The sequence below is a fragment of the Leptothoe sp. PORK10 BA2 genome, from assembly GCF_034932105.1.
Classification (GTDB): domain Bacteria; phylum Cyanobacteriota; class Cyanobacteriia; order Phormidesmidales; family Phormidesmidaceae; genus Leptothoe.
Genome location: NZ_JAYGIG010000139.1, coordinates 1 through 16,313 on the forward strand (window position 1 = coordinate 1; position 16,313 = coordinate 16,313).

The following is a 16,313-nucleotide window of genomic DNA, read 5'->3' on the forward strand; positions in this document are numbered from 1 at the left end:
AACTGATGACGCTCATCGGGGGTTAGGCGGACAATATTCTTTTTCTGCATAGGATTCCGGTACGCTGCATAAAGCTTACCGCAACACTCTCAACAATCCTAATTTTTAGTCTTGACGGTGCACTAGGATAAGGTGTCGGTAGGTTCTGAAAAGGTCGTAGTATTCACCCTGGTTGATCGCTTGGACAAGACTGGTCCGGACGAGCAACTTTTTTAATGTAGCAGTTGCTGCCTGAGGGCTATGCCAGATCGGGGACATGGGCTTATGCGTCCATTCGCTGGACCAAAATCTTGATTTTAAGGTATGGCTAATCAAGATCAAGATTTCGGTTTTGCGATGCTTATACTTGCCGATTTCTGCTGAAGTTCTAGAATCGAGAGTTAAACGGGTCGTTGTTGGGCAGACATTAGTAGTCTGGATGACACGTAGTTGATCCAAGGCAAACCATCATGCATTTTTGTTCTACGGGTAGATCCACTCAGCAAAGTTTATTTGCCAACCTGGTCAACGATTTTGTTTCTGTAGATTGGCAGGTGTGTAATACACCCTAAGCATTCGCCTTTTCTTTGTTAAAAACCATGGAAGCCGTCACTGTTCCAAAGGTGCGATCGCAAATCTCAAAAAAAACAGGCAGCCGCCCCGCCGCATCCCTGACTAACTCTCCTGTACTCGGGTCAATCGCTTCAAAACCGGGTAAAACACCCCCCAGCCACACAATGAAAACTACCCATACATTGAGCAACAACCCGACCCACACCACCTGATTTGCCTGCTTACGGCCATACAGCTCAGAAATTAAGTCAGTACATAGAAACGTTAGGGGATAGGGTAATACCCCCACCGCCACCGTCACTGCAAAATCATTCCAGGCAAGAATATTGACAAACCGACTAATACCGAGAATATTCAACATTCCCAGGGTGCCAAGAAACAGACTAGAGAGCACCAAAAATACTAAATCACGACGAGCCTGAATATGATCCGGCACCGTTTTGGGAATATCCTCAGAGATCGAATCGTTTACGCTGGTTTGCATACTCTAATCTGTACCACCCCAGGTCCAACGGGGATTTCCCTCACGCATCCCTTGATACAGAATCACGGAGGTAAACCCATTGGCATCGGCCACACCGGTCATATCCAAAATAGCCTTGACCTGACCATTGCTAATCTGTACCCGAATATAGGAATGATCCTGAAAATCCTCCCCATCCCAGCTCACGATGCTGGCGGTTGCCTCACAATTGGCATATTGAGGCTTCAGCGTGCCCACCCAGGTAACCGAAAAATCATCCACCTGGGAAACTCTGATATTCGTGGAAATTTCCCTGAGTTGGATCATCCCGTCCGTGGTAGACCCACCTTCGGTGTAGGGCCGGAGTGTTTCGTAGGCCACCACAGTTTCAGGACAGGTGCCTTCTTGGGAATCGAGGCTGGGAAATACGGTTAGGTCAGCTTTTGTTGCCCATGCTGCTGCCGCCAGATTACTCATCAGGCTCAAGGGTAAGGCCAATATTAATGCTTGGGGCAAGGCCCACGATAATACTTTACTTAAATCCATCAGGACCTCTTCATAATTCAGAAACTATCCCTTTATGTAACTCAAATTGTGCACCAACTTCAATAAGCTAATTTTTTTCTCAATAAGTCAGATTTCTGATAGCTGAAATGCTTATTCCACGGTTGAGCTTTAGCGAATTATTTAGTTCATATGAACTAGTGCAAGATCTTAGATAACTGAAAAGAGACTTGAGAGACTCCCATCTTCCGACCCTGTATAACCAATAGTGTTGTGAGCACTGGAAGAGGGTATAAGTCGTCTTCCGTATCCCTCAGATTTAAGCGATGACGAGTGGGACTTGATTAAGCCATTAATTCCTGTCCATCAAGGTGTCGGTCATCCTCAAGAAGTCAACTTACGAGAGATCGTGAATGCCATTTTTATTGGGTCGATACCGGGATCAAATGGCGTGCGATGCCCCATGATCTGCCCAACTGGTCAACTGTCTACGATTATTATCGTCGTTGGGTAAAGCTGAGCTTAGCAGGTGGCATACCACTGGATATCCAAACTTCTAGCTGGGTTTGTTGGGCTGCAAGATTAGCTGCTATTGGTTCTCGGTTGTAGTCACCACCGAGAACTAAAATAGCCTGAGGATTTGAAAAATTATGTCGGCTAATAGATAATCTATTACGTATTACTACATTAGTAACTATGAAAGCTGCCGAAAATGTAACGAATAAGTAAAAGCTTAGCTTTTTCAAAGAACAATTAGAACTGTAAACAACCGAGTACAGAATTGTATAGATCTTGCCACCTTGGACACAAATTCAAAAGCGTGTGTACTAAAAAACAACGGATTTTATATAACATTCTGTCAAGCTCTTTCAAACTTGACAGAATAGCTTTATCTGAGAAAAGTTGAGAAAACCTAACCAGCTAATTTTTTCGGCTCTATTAGATACACTTTTCGAAAAGTTTTATCTAAATAACAGAGTTAGCAAAAAGTTAGGTTTACTTTTTAGCTATAGATTCTGTTGCTTGGTTTTTATTCTCCTTCAAGGATTCAACAGGGTAGGCTAGAGTATTAAAAGCACATTTTTCTGATTCAAATCTCGATATTTTTGGTAAACTGGCATCAAAAATCTGATATTGGAACGAATGGAATATATCTGTGATTTCTGTTCTGTATTCTGGCCCAGTTTCACAGTAAATTATTGGTCGAGACTCAGACAATATTTTATCAGCACCCCTAAGAACACTAACTTCTGCTCCTTCAACATCAATTTTGATGAAATCAGGTTTTGCAGAAATTTTTAGCAAATCATCTAAACTAAACGTAGGAACAAGATTTTTCTCACGATGTCCACCCATTTGAGAGCGTCCACCAGCTTTGGCTAAAACATTTGACGCTCGACCACGTGCAGCAACCAAAAAGGTTTCAATACCACATTTATCAGCAACAGCTGCTGGTAATACATCAATCGATAGATTACGATTGGCCTGTAGTCTAGTTGATTTTTGAATTAAGTTGGCCAGCCATATATCTGGTTCCACAGCTAGGGCATGCCCTTTAGTACCGACAAGACTAGCGGCTGCGAAAGTAAAGACACCCACATTAGCTCCGATGTCCCAAACGATATCGCCTGGAGCCAAATGTTCTAAAGCCACATTGAGAAGCTCTTTATCAAAGGCCCCAGCTCCAGGTTTGAGATACTTCAGTTGGGCATCAGGACTGACAAATAGGGGGGTACTTAAAAAGTCTGAAGGTAATCTTCGAACAAACGACTTTTCACGGCTTAATTGTTCAACTAGCTTACGTAACACAATAGCTCCTATTCCTATAAATGAAATTTACACTATGGAAAGCTTAGATAGACACATGAAATTTAGAGTTTACGGGCATTCTTTTTCAATCAGACGTAATGAGAGTAATGTTTCTGCAAACATGCGTTGAAATGCGTAGTACCAACCACGCCAGCCATCTAAAACACCGCCTTTGAGAACGAGACAATAAAGCAAGATAACAAAGGGAGCCACAACTTTCCGTTTACGAATACGATCGCCCATGCTGAGTTCATTGTCTGGAGTCTCTCGTAGCTTTTTGACTTCAATCAGCATGTATCGATCTTGTGCCCATAACCAGCGGCTCAGGGCTTTACGATCGTCGTGGTAGATATAGTTCTTTAAGTGGCCAGATTCACCTTTAACCTTTAGCAGTTGAGTATGACCATCGTTAATATACGAGCTGCGACCTTTGCGGGAGAGGATTTGTCGTGGTGGTAGGATTGTGCCGCGTAGGGGTTTGCCAAATACGCAGTATTTGAACCTGGCGAAGTAGCCGTCAATGTGGTCTTCTAGGGTGAGCTGTGCAAGTTCGGAGATTAGCTCATCAGGCAGGATGTAGTCTGAATCTAGGGAAAGAATCCAATCGGTTTGGACTTGGTCTAAACCATAGTTCCACTGGGGAGCATAGCTATCAAACTTGCGTTTGAATACGTCTACTTTTGGATATTTTTCAAGGATATCTAGAGTTTCATCGGTACTGTAGCTGTCAATAACAACAATACGATCAGCCCAATTTAGTTTTTGTAATGTACGCTCGATATTAGGTTCTTCGTTGTAAGTAAGAATAACTGGCGTAATGTAGCTAAGCATAATCAAAGGTAGATTTATTGGTTAAAATATTCTGATAAATTACGTTTAGTTCCTTGGCTATTCTAGTCCAACTGTAATGGGCACTTACAAACTCAGATGCCCTTCTACTTAAGCTATTTTTTGCCTCTGCGGGAGACTCTAAGTAAGTACATAGAGCTTTAGCAATATCAGCATTATTTTGAGGGACAACATACCCTAACTGGTGCTCTTTAACTTCGTGAGCTAGAGCCACGCCAGGGGTGACTAATGCGGGTGTACCGGCTGCAAGAGCTTCTAAAACAGCAACTCCAAAATTTTCGGAGTACGATGTCAACGCAAATATATCTGAGCCTTGTAACAGTAGCTCTTTTAGCCTGCCTTCAATGAAACCAGGCATAATTATTCTGTCTTGCAATCCATTAGTATGAATTAATTCACGAACCTTTTCCTCATAGGCAGGATCTCCATTACCTGCAAGTATAAAGGTAAACCGTTTGTCAGCAATAGATTTGAGGGCTGGAATCAGATAATCGAGCCCTTTTTTTGGGTGTATGCGTGAAAGGAACAAAATAACTGGCTCATCTGTGGGAAGTTGAAAATGTGCACGGAGCAAATTCCGAGCATCAAATATTTTTGAGGAAACGTTTAATCCATGGGGAAGAATAAAGCTAGAACTTTTCAGATCCAACTTATTAAACTCTTCTTGCTCTTGGCGAGATGTTAGATGTACCTGATTACAGCCGTTTAAGTTTTTTCTTTCAGCCAGGGCCAGATATATCTTCTTACGTTGGGCGCTCTGGGCCAGGGACCATTCACACAACTGTCCTAAGGGTCTAACAATATAAGGAACACTTTTCTGGCGGGCTATAGCCATTGCTATAGTTGATGGATATGAAAAAATAGCATGAACATGGACTAGATCGTAATTTTGAATATTTTCCCATAGCCACTTGGTAAGATTGAATGAAAACGCAAATTCTCGGACAGGCGCAATCTTTGGGGAAAACCTGGGGAAGAACCAGACATTAACACCGTTATAGAAAATTTTCTGATTTAGAGGAACGTCTAGTAAGTCCGGTCCATCATCATTGGTAGTGGCAATTTCAACTTCTGTATCATGGCTATCCTGCAGTGATGCCGCCATTTCAAAAATTGCTTTGCTAGGACCACCGCGAACAGGAGAAACGGATGGAATGACATGTAACACTCTTAAGGTCATTTTTCATTAACCTGACACTTAAAAGCAACTGGCTTTCTTGCGTCAGTGGTAGCGGTGACATCGACCGTCTGATTGCCACCCAGATCGTGGATAATTGCTTTAAATATTTCTGGCCACGTATGGGTTCCAAACTGGTTAGCTAAAGACAAGCTGTTTTCATAAGCTAACTGCAGCTGTGGCACATTTCTAGATGCGGCTGCAACTAAAGCTTGTGTCAAAGACTCAACTGAATTGGTTTTGAAAATGTAGCCGTTTTCTGTGGTGACTAAATCTAAACCTGCCCCTACTGAATCACTGACAATGATGCCACAACCCGAGCAAGCGCCCTCATGGACTACTAAACCCCAATGGTCTTCCAAGCTAGGTAGAATCAGAAAGCGACTATCGCGCATGGCTTCAGCTACTCGATGGGGCGTGCTAAAACCCTCACTTTGAATATTAGGGTCGTCGGTTGGCAATTCTAAGGGGCCACCACCAATGATGTGTAATTTCCATTCAGGAAAGCTTGTACGAAATTCCTCGAACGCATTAAGGAGAGTGGATATTCCCTTACGCTCAATTAGCTGACCCACAAAAATAAACTTTTTAGGCCTTTTTTCCAGTGATATTCCCGGTTTGAAGACCTCTGGACTGGAGCCATACATGCCTTGATAGATTTTGTCTCTTGGCATGCCATAGAATTCCATGAGGTTGATGCCAGCTTTCCCAGGGACCCAGGCGGCGTCAAACCGCTTGAGGTATTTCACGCGAAATCCTAGTAAACCTATCCATTGTCTAGGGGTGTTTTTCCAGCTGTTGTCGGAAAAACAGACAATTTTACCTCCTGCCTGTTTTACTTCGATACCGAGCTTTTTGAATGCGCTACTTAGCCAGCCAGACTGAAAGAAAATTTTAGGAACCTCTAATCCTAAACTGCTCCATGAGCAGTCGTCATCAGAATTAATCCAGTAAATAGGTTGGTCAATAATCTTCTCTACTTCTGAGACAAGATTAGGCGGCTTTGAAGCCACAATATGAACTGGTACATCAATCGCCTTGATACCGGCAGATATAAGATGGGCCGCATAGGGCGGCAGTCGATGCCAAGAAACCGCAATAGCAGGATAGGTTTTAGACATTAATTTACCACAACCATGAATAATTCTGAAGGTAGACTGCGTCGGAAATGATGGATTGTTGCCAAGACGTTCATCGAATTAACTTAAGACTAAAGAGCTTCCGTTGCTGATTGAATACATGATAGCTAAGGAGCCAGACAACTATCTACACACGATTTCAGACCAAGTCTTTTTAAGATTAATGAAAATCGATGTTCCCAAGTATGATCCCGGAGAACTTTCTCACGAGCTCGCTTAGCGATCTTTAAAATCTCCTGTTCGTGACGGAGGTAATAGTCAACTTTAGCTTTAAGTTCGGCTATTGATGACCACATCTCAATTTCATCACCCTCTCGATAATAAATATCTAATTCGGGATAACGTTGAGCCATGTAGAATGCTCCACAGGCAGGAATTTCAAAATCTCTTAGTCGCCCACTTACATATCCTTCCTTACTGCCAATAACCCCAAATCGCTGATTAATGCCGATAACAATTTTTGCTTGACTAATTGTTGCGACAAAATCATCATCACTCAGATATCCACCTACTTGCCCGCAATAGGGATTAAAATTTAGGCTAGAATTAACTTCTCTACGTTTGAAGATGCGATTCGTCCCTTCGGCTTTAAGTCGTGGCCATAAATAATAAACAAAGTCATTAATATATTTTTCAACTGGGTATTTCACAGTTATTCGGTCTTTGACCGGTATACTCTTATCCCAGCGCTGCCCATAAACGATTACATTGGGTGTAACATCTCCCACTGCGGACATTACACGTTCTCGCTCCAAAGAATAGCCTCCCACAAACATGACATCAAAAACTTTCTCAACTGGTTGTGGAAAATATTCTTGGCAATTGGCAGCCATTGGTAGATAAACCACTTCAGTCAGGGCTGCTAATTCTTTAAGATAATCTTTATAAGCGACCCCGATCAGGTCAAAATAGGAAGCTGAACGCAAACAACGATACCATTGAGTATCTGAATCCGGATGGTAGTTTACTAAAGGGATATTATGCTGCTTGATTTTTTTACATAAATCAGGTGTAAAAAAGTCGTCGTAGCCAATGCAGAAAATAAGGTCGACAGAATGATTCGCAATGATTTTATCAAGCCATTCTAAAAGTCTTTGACCCTCTGCTTGACGAATCGTGAGCCAGTCACCACGATGCCAGCCAGCCATTCCTGGATAGAAGAAATTAAAGACTTGATTAGCCATGTGCTCCCAAGTCTTTATTAAATGATTTTTCATCCAAAAATCATTGCAGAGAATTGTAACAACATTCATGGCTCTAAAGATGATAATGAAAATAGGTCAATCAAGGCAAATGTACAGTTAATCATGTCAGTCCTTTGATCTGGGTAAAAGCTTCTCAATATTTAATCTCTTGGACTTTACTCAAGCGCCTGAATTTGAGTTCCTATAAAAAGATAATAAATGCTGGTCACATAGAGAAACACCAACCAACAATCCTAAGCATATAAAGAACAAAGTTTCCGAGCTACGTATTAAAACATTAAGAATAATAATTATATTTAGAATAGGATAAATCGGCGATAAGACTGATTGTCCGTTGGTGTAGAGAAAATTAATACGACGAAAGAACAATAGCAAACCAACGATACCCACCATTCCAACAGAAAATATTATTTCAATGCCAATGTTTCTAGAAAAAGGCGAGCTGCTATAGCTGGAGAAATTTAATTTGAAGAAAATTAGACTAAGACTACTAAAACCACCGAAACCTAATCCATGGAATAAAACACTAGGATTATTAATAATATTGTATATAATTGCTCCATCTTCTGGATCTAAAGTTTTGTAGAAAGCATCAACACTTATGGAGGATTCTAATGCTCCTGTTCGTCGAAACAATGAATTGTCTAAGATGGCAGATACCGCCTCTGGTAATCTGTCACTATTGATTGATAAAAATAATAGAGGTGGCAATATAACCAATGATGAAACTAACAACGACTTTAAAGAAGAATTCAAAGGATTTATCATTCCTCGTTGCTTTTTAAGTCCAAACAATATTATTAAAACAAGTCCAGAAATAAATACAATAATTCCTCCACCTGAAAAGGTGGATAGTATCATTAGTGCAGTTAGCCAAATGGTTTTGGTCATGTAGACATCTAGCCACCTAGGTAGCCGAAACCCAAAGACATTCCGATAAGAAAGCCAGTAAAATTTTACTACAAAGAGAAAGTTCAGGAACAGCGCAAATACCTTTGGCTCAGAGGCTAGAGAGTTGACCCGAAGAAATCGCATACCAAATATTGTAACTGGCACTGATAAGTCTAAATACTGTATCTCACCATTTGCTTCGACAATTCGTTTAATCGGAAATAAATCAATACCGGATGCGGTAAAGACGATAGATTGAAGTAAACCTAAAACCTCTAATAAAGATAAGCCAGCAGCCAGAGACACCATAGCGAGATGAATCTTGCGTGGTTCCCTCAAAATCAAAGCAAGATAAATGGCTAGAGCTAAAAACTGCAAATATTTGACACCTCGCCTTAGAATAAAGCCGTTGGCCTCTTCCACACTAACAAAGCCTAAATCGCTAGTAAAAGCGGGCTGTAGCAGAGTCATGCAAAAAGCATAGACAACCACAAGAAATACTATCCCAAACCGCTTGAAAACAGAGCTAGAGAATGTTTCTCTAGAACTTCTTAGCAGCAGGATATAAACTAGCCTTGCCATACACAACAGAGACAAAACGCGTGCTGGGTCAATGCGTAAATCGCCGTATTTGATTGCTAAGTTGGTGAATGGTTGCAAGAATATCAACCCTGCACACAAACACATATCAAAATCAAACCAAGTTTTTGGAGAAGTAGATGGCATTTGTATATGTAAAATCTATTTACTCAGACTAAACATTTCGGCCTGTGGGCGTAATGTGACAAATAGTTGTTTGGCAAGGCGTCCAGTCAATAAATGGAATTTTCTAGGTAGTTTTCGATGGGGCATTAAATCATTTTCAATACGTAATTTATCAGTTTGATAAAGGGAAGACCATCGGCCAGAACCTGAGATCGACGCTTGATGCAAGCGAAAACAGGCTAATGGATCAGATAAACGGTATAGGGTGACAGGATGTGACAAGATGTGGGCAAAGTATTCACCATCCATACATGTCTTATTCTGCGTATTGAATATAGGAATACGCTCTATGAGGTGCCGACGCCAGAAGCAGGATTGCTGGGGGAAGGGGAAGCTGTACAGATGTCGCCAGAGTGATGTTTTGAGGCTTTTGACACGACGGATAATTTCACCTGATTCGTTCACCATATAGATATCGCCATAGACAAAGTCGACTTTCGGATTTGTTTCGAAAATGCTTTTTACTTTAGCTAAGGTACCGGGCAAGTAATAGTCATCTGAATTAAGGTAAGCAACGATATCGCCTTTGGCCCGATTCAGACCCTTATTAATGGCATCGCTTTGACCTTTATCCGATTCAGATATCCAACTGAGGGTAGGGTATTGACGCTCATAATTAGTTAGAACTTCTAAGGTATTATCAGTAGAGCCACCATCCATCACTAAATGCTCAATTTCACAGCTCGGCTGCTGTTCAAGAACAGAATCAAGGGTTTGTGCAATATATTGCCCTTGATTGTAAGACGGTGTAACAATTGAAAATTTCATAGCTGCTTTTGCACTGACGGAACTTTTTAGATAACGCGATACCTTCTGGATAATCAGCTTGACTAGAATGCTGGGGAAAGGAGACATAGTGAAAATTAATTTGTCCGCAAAAAGAGCGCATCAGATTGGATGATTTCCCCAGTTTCTGGGCTCTCTAGCTGGCCGATTGCCCCAACGTAGGTGAAGCCTCGGTCAGTCAACCAACGATATAGCCCATCAAATAGCATCTGACCTTTGTACATCTCTTTGAACGATGTCTCGACCATAATTAGTTTGGCTTGGCGTACAGTTTCTTCACCGCCAACTAGCACCCGATCCTCGTAGCCTTGGACATCGATTTTAATAAAGATTGGATCTTCTATCTGTAAAGTGGAGACAATATCATCAAGTCGTTCAACCTGCACTTCAATCGATTGAGTATTTTCGGTTTTTGGGAAGGTTTTAGTCTGAGTATCAGACATTTCTAAGAAGGAAGAAGCCGGAGAGAAGTCATTCACTTCAAAGACTAGCGAACTTTTGGCTTCGCCCAAGCCAATATTGAAGCAATTGAACGGTTGATGGCCAGGCAAACAAGCCTGTAGTGCTTGGTAGCAGTCAGGAATGGGCTCAAATGCATAAATTACCGCAGACGGCCACAGCGCATTGATCGTCATTGAGAATTGGCCTCGGTTGGCTCCGATATCCAAAACAGATTTGATACCAAGGTCATGTATCCAAGGCTTGTCAAGCTCACAGAATATACTCGGATATCCGCCTTTTTTACGTAGCTTCAGCAAACTTGGATTGTCAACGATTATTGCAAGACTTTGAAATTTTCGAGCCAGATTTGAAACAATAGACATAATTTAATTAGCTCTAGAAAATAGATATATGAATGCTCCAGCGACAAGCGGACAACGTAATACTTCTCCGCTATTTAATGCCGCTCAACACTGTTTTCCGGATGCTGTACTGCAAAGTAAGCTACAGAAAGTCAGACTTAAAAAGCTTGAAGCTAACTTCATTTACCTTAGACTTTAATTGCAATAAAGTTGTAGCTTAGGATTTGAGACAGATTACTGAAGTCGAGAGAGATTGGAGTTAGCTTACCGGGTCCTTCTAAAGCACTGACTTCAAACCCTTGATTGAACAACTGATAAATGATGTCTTTTGTAGAGTAACCAAATCCAGAGGAAGTTACATTAGTGGCTTCAAACATGATTATGATTGGCTCATGGCTATCTAAAAGGGATTCGGCACCATCGAAGACTAACTTTTCTGCACCTTCGACATCAACCTTGATGAAATTGATATGATCAATCTTCTGTTCAGCAACAAATTCATCTAATGTAACTACAGGGACGGTCGTCCATGACTGAATTTTCTGTCCAGGGTGTTGAGTTTCTGAAATAGAATTCATCGCACCATCTTCAGATATGGCGAACTTAGTCTCACCTGATTCATTGCTAACCGCCACTTCGACGACAGTCACGTTAGTTAATCCATTAAGCTCGATATTCCGCTTGAGAATTTCAAGCTCGCGTCCTCCCGGCTCAAAGGCATATACATGGCCATTTTCGCCGACTTTTTTGGCCGCAATTACGGTAAAGATACCACCATTCGCCCCAATATCGAAAACTACATCACCAGAATTAACAGAAGTCATCAAGAACTTCAGCTCTGCCAACTCAAAGTTGCCGATGGTCAATAATTTACCAATAGTAGTTTTGAGAGGATACTGTAATTTGGAGCCATCTAATAGCGTGAAGTTCTCCAATTTATCGCCAACAAAAGCACATTTGATTTGCCAAAATTTGGTTGCTAATCGATAACGAATTTTGTGTAAAAGCGTTGAGAATATGTTCATAACAAACCCATTTAGCTAGCAAATTTAAAGTTTAGATGAGAGTGAGTATAAAACCAATAAAGTAAGACCAGCGTATGTATAACCACAACAACTAATCGAAGATAGAGGCTATTGGGCAACAGAAATGCCAAAGCTGAAATCAGCCCAAACCAAAATCCAGCAAAAGCAAACCAACGCACCCACAGACTTATTGAAATATTTAGGGTAAACATCGCTTTATATGTTAAAAGCCAAATGCAGTTATACGCAGCATTTCCAAGTATTGCCCCCCATAGACCAAATGTGTTGGCTCCCAGCGTAATTAAAATTAGTGATGTAAGCCCACTAAATATCTGTGTTTTCAGACAGAAGTTAACATTGTCTGTACTAAATAAGATGTAGTATCCAACAGCATTCAACGAATAAAGCGTATAAATTATAATTGCTGCATAAAACTCTCCTAAGTAAGTGGATATATCAACACCAGGCAACAACAGTTTTAAAACAAAAGGGGCAAGCATCAGTAATCCACCACCTAACCCAACTGAAACACCAGCATTGATATGTGCGGCCTGACGAATTGTTTTGATCAGCTCACGGGTTTTAAACTGTGCTGATTGCAAAAGTCTACTTAGCTGAGGCAATAGTGGTTGTACTGACAAAGCAGAAAGGGCATTAATTTGAGCTGTAATACTTGTAATTGCCGCATAAACTCCTAACATACTTGGACTAAGAATAGAGCCAACGATTAGTTTATCGCCTTGGGTAAATAAAGTACTCCCAATCGATGTAAGCCAAGTCATTAGGCTATAACGAAAAATTTCGATACAGCGCTCGTGATTCCAAATAAAATTGAGGCGAACTGACTGGATTAGTCGAAAGCTAATAACTGAATGGATCAGTAAAAACAAGAGATTAGTCACTATTTGCCATTGCATAAGTTCTAAAGTCATTCCCTTTGCATAGGCAACCCCGACCATACCCAAATTGACAACCCCAACTTGTAACGTACTAACTAAGTTGAATAGTCCATAGCACTGATAGGCTTGCTCAATCCCGACACAAATTCGTTGCAGCATCTTTGCCCATACAACTAGAGCAGCTAGACGAAAGGCAGGGACAATTGTTTGATGCTGGGATTCGGTTAGTTTTGGAAATAGATAAACCAGATAATCAGCACCCAAACAGAGAAGCAATGCAGCTAATGATGCCAGAATTATCATTGCGCAAAACGAAACCGTTAAAGTTTGGGAGATGCTATCTTCATTTTGATCAGCTATATCTCGCGACAAAAAGAATGTCGTCGAAACCGACAGGCCAGCTTCCGCCAACGTCACAATTGCAATAACGGTGTAAACGATCGTCCACACCCCATATTCCTCTAGTCCGATCAACCGAATCAACAGCGGAATTGTTGCCACTGTCACGCCCATCCGAAAAATTGCACCAACTAAGTTATATAGACCATCTTTAATCATTCTTGTGGTAGCGTCCCGCTATAGTTCTGGCAAAAGTGGCATCAATAGAAACAAGCTTCATCAGCTTTGCTATTCCGACTTCTTAAATACAAACAACCCGCAGGCACGGCGCTCATAACTAAAATTCTGCCAATTCGCTGATAAAACAAATTCACCCGACTCAGCCACTGCCGAGAAATCGACTAACTCTAACTCAGAAAAAGCCTGGATAATTGTGGCAGGGTCAAATACCCGTTGAGCATTAAACTCTACTCGCTCCCGACCAATTGGCACAGAGAAATATAGTGTTCCACCCTGCGCCAGCACACGCTGCAACTCTAAGATCCCTTTCATATAGCCCATGGGATCGACCGGATCACCATAGCGACCCAGCCCAATATGTTCCATTGCATGCAGACAGGACAGAGACTCCAACGAATTATCAGGTATATCTAGTGCAGTCACATCCCCTTGGTGAAACGTCAAACCATCGATATGTGATTCCAGCGTCCGAATATCAATCACATTTACAGAACGAAATGTCAAAAGGTGAGCGATAAAACCATCCAACCGTGAACCAATATCCCAATGCTCCTTAGGATTCGCCGCAAAAATTTTCCGAGCTGCCCAAAGATCTTGATGGAAATAATCACCACTAGCGACACCTGCATTCGAGTAACGATCGCTCAAACAAGGATGGAGATTGTGAAACTGAAGGCTAAATGCCTGATCAGAGGAGTGCTTTGAGCAATAAGCGATCACATCTTCCAAGTAAGCGGGCAACCCTCTAAGACTTTTACCGACATTGAGCACGTTAATCCCTGTCGTCCCTAAAATCAAACGATATGGAAAAGCAGCCATCAGTCGCAGATTACCTTTGAGAGACATAAAATTTTTCATTTATTAGGTTTCAAAATTTAACCTATGCAGCTCGAGCAGCAACAGCTGACTTCTTAGTAATCAATATCTGGTCAAGATGCACATTGATATCATATTCACTAAAATTTTCTTCAATGACTTGGAGAATTGCAGACTTAGACGGAAAGCCTTTGTCAGTTCCAAAAGTTCGGAAATCATCAATAATAATTGCGTTAACTTTTTGCTTATGATTGGCGATGGTCTTCAGCTCTTCAATTGCGGGTTCAGGTAAATCACCACAAGCTGTATCTCCACCTGAAGCATGCCCATCTAAAAATATCAGTGCGTCTGAGACTGGTTTCTCTTCCAGAATATGGGCTAGCATTTCCAGACCATCGCCCTGAATTACCTCAACATTCTTCTTCGGTGCCAGAAAAACGCGTGCCTTATCCGCCAAAGCCTCATCTAACTCAACCGTATAAACCTTTTCAAATACAGACGCACAACGATTCGTGGTCACACCGAGATAAGTACCTGTTTCAATCAAAGTCTTCGACTGAGTCTGCTTCTGCAAATTCTTGATTGCGCGAAACTTTGTATAACTGTGAGGATTCGAAAACTTAAAAGAAGCCAGTCGATAAAGATCGACTAGATGTCCCGCAAAGGCTTGAAACTCTCGATTTTGCTTATTCATAGTCTATATTCTTATATTTAAACCTATATAAATGCTAATCAAAATCTTTTATTTGTAGTAGAACAGCATTATATTTTCGAGCAATTATATCCACAGTAAAAAGCTCTTCCAAGTAGTCACGACCACTATTACTTAAACGTTGTGTCAAACAGTAATTCTTCGCTAAGGAAAGAATAAAGTCTGCTAACCCAACGCTATCCCCATTCACAAAACTACTCCCACAATTTGCCCGGTCAATTAAAGTCCTCAAATAAGTATGTTTTGGACAAACCACCGCAATCGGCCTTCCTGCCGCCAACGCCGGATACAGCTTACTCGGAGCCACCAAACTCTCCATCCCCTCACTCACACTTACAAGAGAAACATCGCAAGCCGTCATCGAATACGGAATATCCTTCTTATCCTGATACGGCAAAAACAAAAAGTTCTTTTCTAAACCCTCTGCCTTCACATCCTTCATCAGCTTCTCACGTTTCGCCCCGCCCCCAATACATACAAACCTAATCGGCTCATTCCGTAAGAGTTTCGCCGCCTCAAAGATTGTATCAATATCATGGCACCGCCCCATATTCCCCGAATACAATACCGTAAACGTATCCACCAAACCATGCTTACGCGCAAACCAATTATCCTTCTTCTCCATTGGTTTAATTAGGTCTGGGTCCGCCCAGCTGTGGATCACCTCCACCCGATCCGCAATATCCGGACAGTGACCCACCACCCGCTCCTTCATAGAAGGACTTAGTACAATCAGCGATTTTGCCCGTCGCCACACCCGCTGATTTACCCACCGCCACAGCCGTGCTACCGGATGGCCATAGTCCACTACCCCCAGCTCTATCGCAATGTCGGGGTACAGATCGTACAAAATTACCACGTAGGGCGTATTAAACAACAGGCTCACCAAATAACCAATCACCGGCAAGAAGGGCGGAGCCGTCGTCAGCAACAGTATCTTATCCTTGGTCAAACTATGGCGCAACAAATGCAAAAATGCCCGTATCGTAAATAACAATCCATTGATCGCCTTACCCCGCAGCCGATGGGACCACAGCTGAGACACCCGCGACCGCCGAATGTCTAAATTTCGTGATATTTCTCGGCTAGGAGCCTTCCCCACATCATCCGCATATCCCGGCTGTCCCGTAAATACCTCTACCGCCATTCCCTGAAGTGCCAACTGTCGGACCAGTTCATCCAGCAGCTGTCCTGTGGCCGCATAGTCCGGTGCAAAAAACTGAGTGATGAGCTTAACCGTTTGCTGAGTTGACCGAGGCTGGGCCTGGTCCACAAAATAAGCTGTTTCGGTAGGAGTATCTAGTTTGCCGAGTACCATAGCAGGAATATCAGTGGGTGA

At 41.9% G+C, this 16,313-nt stretch carries 16 protein-coding genes; 1 reads left to right on the forward strand and 15 read right to left on the reverse strand.

Features of this window, described 5'->3' with window-relative positions:
- Positions 1–547 precede the first annotated feature (547 nt).
- Both VB741_RS22430 and VB741_RS22435 read right to left on the reverse strand, forming a co-directional pair.
- Positions 548–1,036 (reverse strand): VUT family protein, encoded by a 489-nt coding sequence (locus VB741_RS22430; protein WP_323367444.1) that lies wholly within the window; start codon positions 1,034–1,036, stop codon positions 548–550.
- A gap of 3 nt (positions 1,037–1,039) precedes the next feature.
- The gene (locus VB741_RS22435; protein ID WP_323367445.1) at positions 1,040–1,561 is read right to left on the reverse strand and encodes a hypothetical protein; all 522 of its coding nucleotides are present in this window, start codon (positions 1,559–1,561) and stop codon (positions 1,040–1,042) included.
- Positions 1,562–1,870: 309 nt separating this feature from the next.
- Between VB741_RS22435 and VB741_RS26505 the strand changes: the two genes are divergently transcribed.
- Complete coding sequence (locus tag VB741_RS26505; RefSeq protein ID WP_442786432.1) at positions 1,871–2,128, forward strand: transposase; 258 nt, start codon at positions 1,871–1,873, stop codon at positions 2,126–2,128.
- Positions 2,129–2,515: 387 nt separating this feature from the next.
- On the opposite strand, the gene VB741_RS22440 is transcribed toward VB741_RS26505, so the two are convergent.
- The 13 genes from VB741_RS22440 to VB741_RS22500 form a co-directional block, all read right to left on the reverse strand.
- Positions 2,516–3,328: an FkbM family methyltransferase gene (locus VB741_RS22440; protein WP_323367446.1), complete on the reverse strand. Its 813-nt coding sequence runs from the start codon at positions 3,326–3,328 to the stop codon at positions 2,516–2,518.
- 69 nt (positions 3,329–3,397) lie between these two features.
- Positions 3,398–4,159, reverse strand: a complete 762-nt coding sequence (locus tag VB741_RS22445) for a glycosyltransferase family 2 protein (RefSeq protein WP_323367447.1) — start codon at positions 4,157–4,159, stop codon at positions 3,398–3,400.
- On the reverse strand, positions 4,152–5,357 hold the full coding sequence (locus tag VB741_RS22450) for a glycosyltransferase (RefSeq protein WP_323367448.1): 1,206 nt from the start codon (positions 5,355–5,357) through the stop codon (positions 4,152–4,154). Before VB741_RS22450 ends, VB741_RS22445 begins: the two co-directional genes overlap by 8 nt.
- Complete coding sequence (locus VB741_RS22455; RefSeq protein ID WP_323367449.1) at positions 5,354–6,475, reverse strand: glycosyltransferase; 1,122 nt, start codon at positions 6,473–6,475, stop codon at positions 5,354–5,356. Before VB741_RS22455 ends, VB741_RS22450 begins: the two co-directional genes overlap by 4 nt.
- A gap of 125 nt (positions 6,476–6,600) precedes the next feature.
- The gene (locus VB741_RS22460; RefSeq protein WP_323367450.1) at positions 6,601–7,746 is read right to left on the reverse strand and encodes a CgeB family protein; all 1,146 of its coding nucleotides are present in this window, start codon (positions 7,744–7,746) and stop codon (positions 6,601–6,603) included.
- A gap of 111 nt (positions 7,747–7,857) precedes the next feature.
- Positions 7,858–9,315 (reverse strand): hypothetical protein, encoded by a 1,458-nt coding sequence (locus VB741_RS22465; protein WP_323367451.1) that lies wholly within the window; start codon positions 9,313–9,315, stop codon positions 7,858–7,860.
- Between the two features lie 15 nt (positions 9,316–9,330).
- The gene (locus VB741_RS22470) at positions 9,331–10,209 is read right to left on the reverse strand and encodes a glycosyltransferase family 2 protein (protein ID WP_323367452.1); all 879 of its coding nucleotides are present in this window, start codon (positions 10,207–10,209) and stop codon (positions 9,331–9,333) included.
- Between the two features lie 8 nt (positions 10,210–10,217).
- Positions 10,218–10,964 (reverse strand): FkbM family methyltransferase, encoded by a 747-nt coding sequence (locus VB741_RS22475; protein ID WP_323367453.1) that lies wholly within the window; start codon positions 10,962–10,964, stop codon positions 10,218–10,220.
- Positions 10,965–11,131: 167 nt separating this feature from the next.
- Complete coding sequence (locus VB741_RS22480) at positions 11,132–11,968, reverse strand: FkbM family methyltransferase (RefSeq protein ID WP_323367454.1); 837 nt, start codon at positions 11,966–11,968, stop codon at positions 11,132–11,134.
- 11 nt (positions 11,969–11,979) lie between these two features.
- Entirely contained in the window at positions 11,980–13,425 is a 1,446-nt protein-coding gene (locus tag VB741_RS22485) for a lipopolysaccharide biosynthesis protein (protein ID WP_323367455.1), read from the reverse strand.
- A 69-nt stretch (positions 13,426–13,494) separates the two neighbouring features.
- Positions 13,495–14,304: a class I SAM-dependent methyltransferase gene (locus VB741_RS22490; protein WP_323367456.1), complete on the reverse strand. Its 810-nt coding sequence runs from the start codon at positions 14,302–14,304 to the stop codon at positions 13,495–13,497.
- Between the two features lie 22 nt (positions 14,305–14,326).
- Positions 14,327–14,956, reverse strand: coding sequence for an rRNA adenine N-6-methyltransferase family protein (locus VB741_RS22495; protein ID WP_323367457.1), 630 nt, complete (start codon positions 14,954–14,956; stop codon positions 14,327–14,329).
- Positions 14,957–14,990: 34 nt separating this feature from the next.
- Positions 14,991–16,292 (reverse strand): glycosyltransferase family 4 protein, encoded by a 1,302-nt coding sequence (locus VB741_RS22500; protein ID WP_323367458.1) that lies wholly within the window; start codon positions 16,290–16,292, stop codon positions 14,991–14,993.
- Between the last annotated feature and the right edge of the window lie 21 nt (positions 16,293–16,313).

Coding starts and splice junctions, on each gene's coding strand:
- VB741_RS22430 (WP_323367444.1), bottom strand. CDS start 1,036: ATGCAAACCAGCGTAAACGATTCGATCTCTGAGGATATTCCCAAAACG.
- VB741_RS22435 (WP_323367445.1), bottom strand. CDS start 1,561: ATGGATTTAAGTAAAGTATTATCGTGGGCCTTGCCCCAAGCATTAATA.
- VB741_RS22445 (WP_323367447.1), bottom strand. CDS start 4,159: ATGCTTAGCTACATTACGCCAGTTATTCTTACTTACAACGAAGAACCT.
- VB741_RS22450 (WP_323367448.1), bottom strand. CDS start 5,357: ATGACCTTAAGAGTGTTACATGTCATTCCATCCGTTTCTCCTGTTCGC.
- VB741_RS22455 (WP_323367449.1), bottom strand. CDS start 6,475: ATGTCTAAAACCTATCCTGCTATTGCGGTTTCTTGGCATCGACTGCCG.
- VB741_RS22460 (WP_323367450.1), bottom strand. CDS start 7,746: ATGAATGTTGTTACAATTCTCTGCAATGATTTTTGGATGAAAAATCAT.
- VB741_RS22465 (WP_323367451.1), bottom strand. CDS start 9,315: ATGCCATCTACTTCTCCAAAAACTTGGTTTGATTTTGATATGTGTTTG.
- VB741_RS22470 (WP_323367452.1), bottom strand. CDS start 10,209: ATGTCTCCTTTCCCCAGCATTCTAGTCAAGCTGATTATCCAGAAGGTA.
- VB741_RS22475 (WP_323367453.1), bottom strand. CDS start 10,964: ATGTCTATTGTTTCAAATCTGGCTCGAAAATTTCAAAGTCTTGCAATA.
- VB741_RS22480 (WP_323367454.1), bottom strand. CDS start 11,968: ATGAACATATTCTCAACGCTTTTACACAAAATTCGTTATCGATTAGCA.
- VB741_RS22485 (WP_323367455.1), bottom strand. CDS start 13,425: ATGATTAAAGATGGTCTATATAACTTAGTTGGTGCAATTTTTCGGATG.
- VB741_RS22490 (WP_323367456.1), bottom strand. CDS start 14,304: ATGAAAAATTTTATGTCTCTCAAAGGTAATCTGCGACTGATGGCTGCT.
- VB741_RS22495 (WP_323367457.1), bottom strand. CDS start 14,956: ATGAATAAGCAAAATCGAGAGTTTCAAGCCTTTGCGGGACATCTAGTC.
- VB741_RS22500 (WP_323367458.1), bottom strand. CDS start 16,292: ATGGTACTCGGCAAACTAGATACTCCTACCGAAACAGCTTATTTTGTG.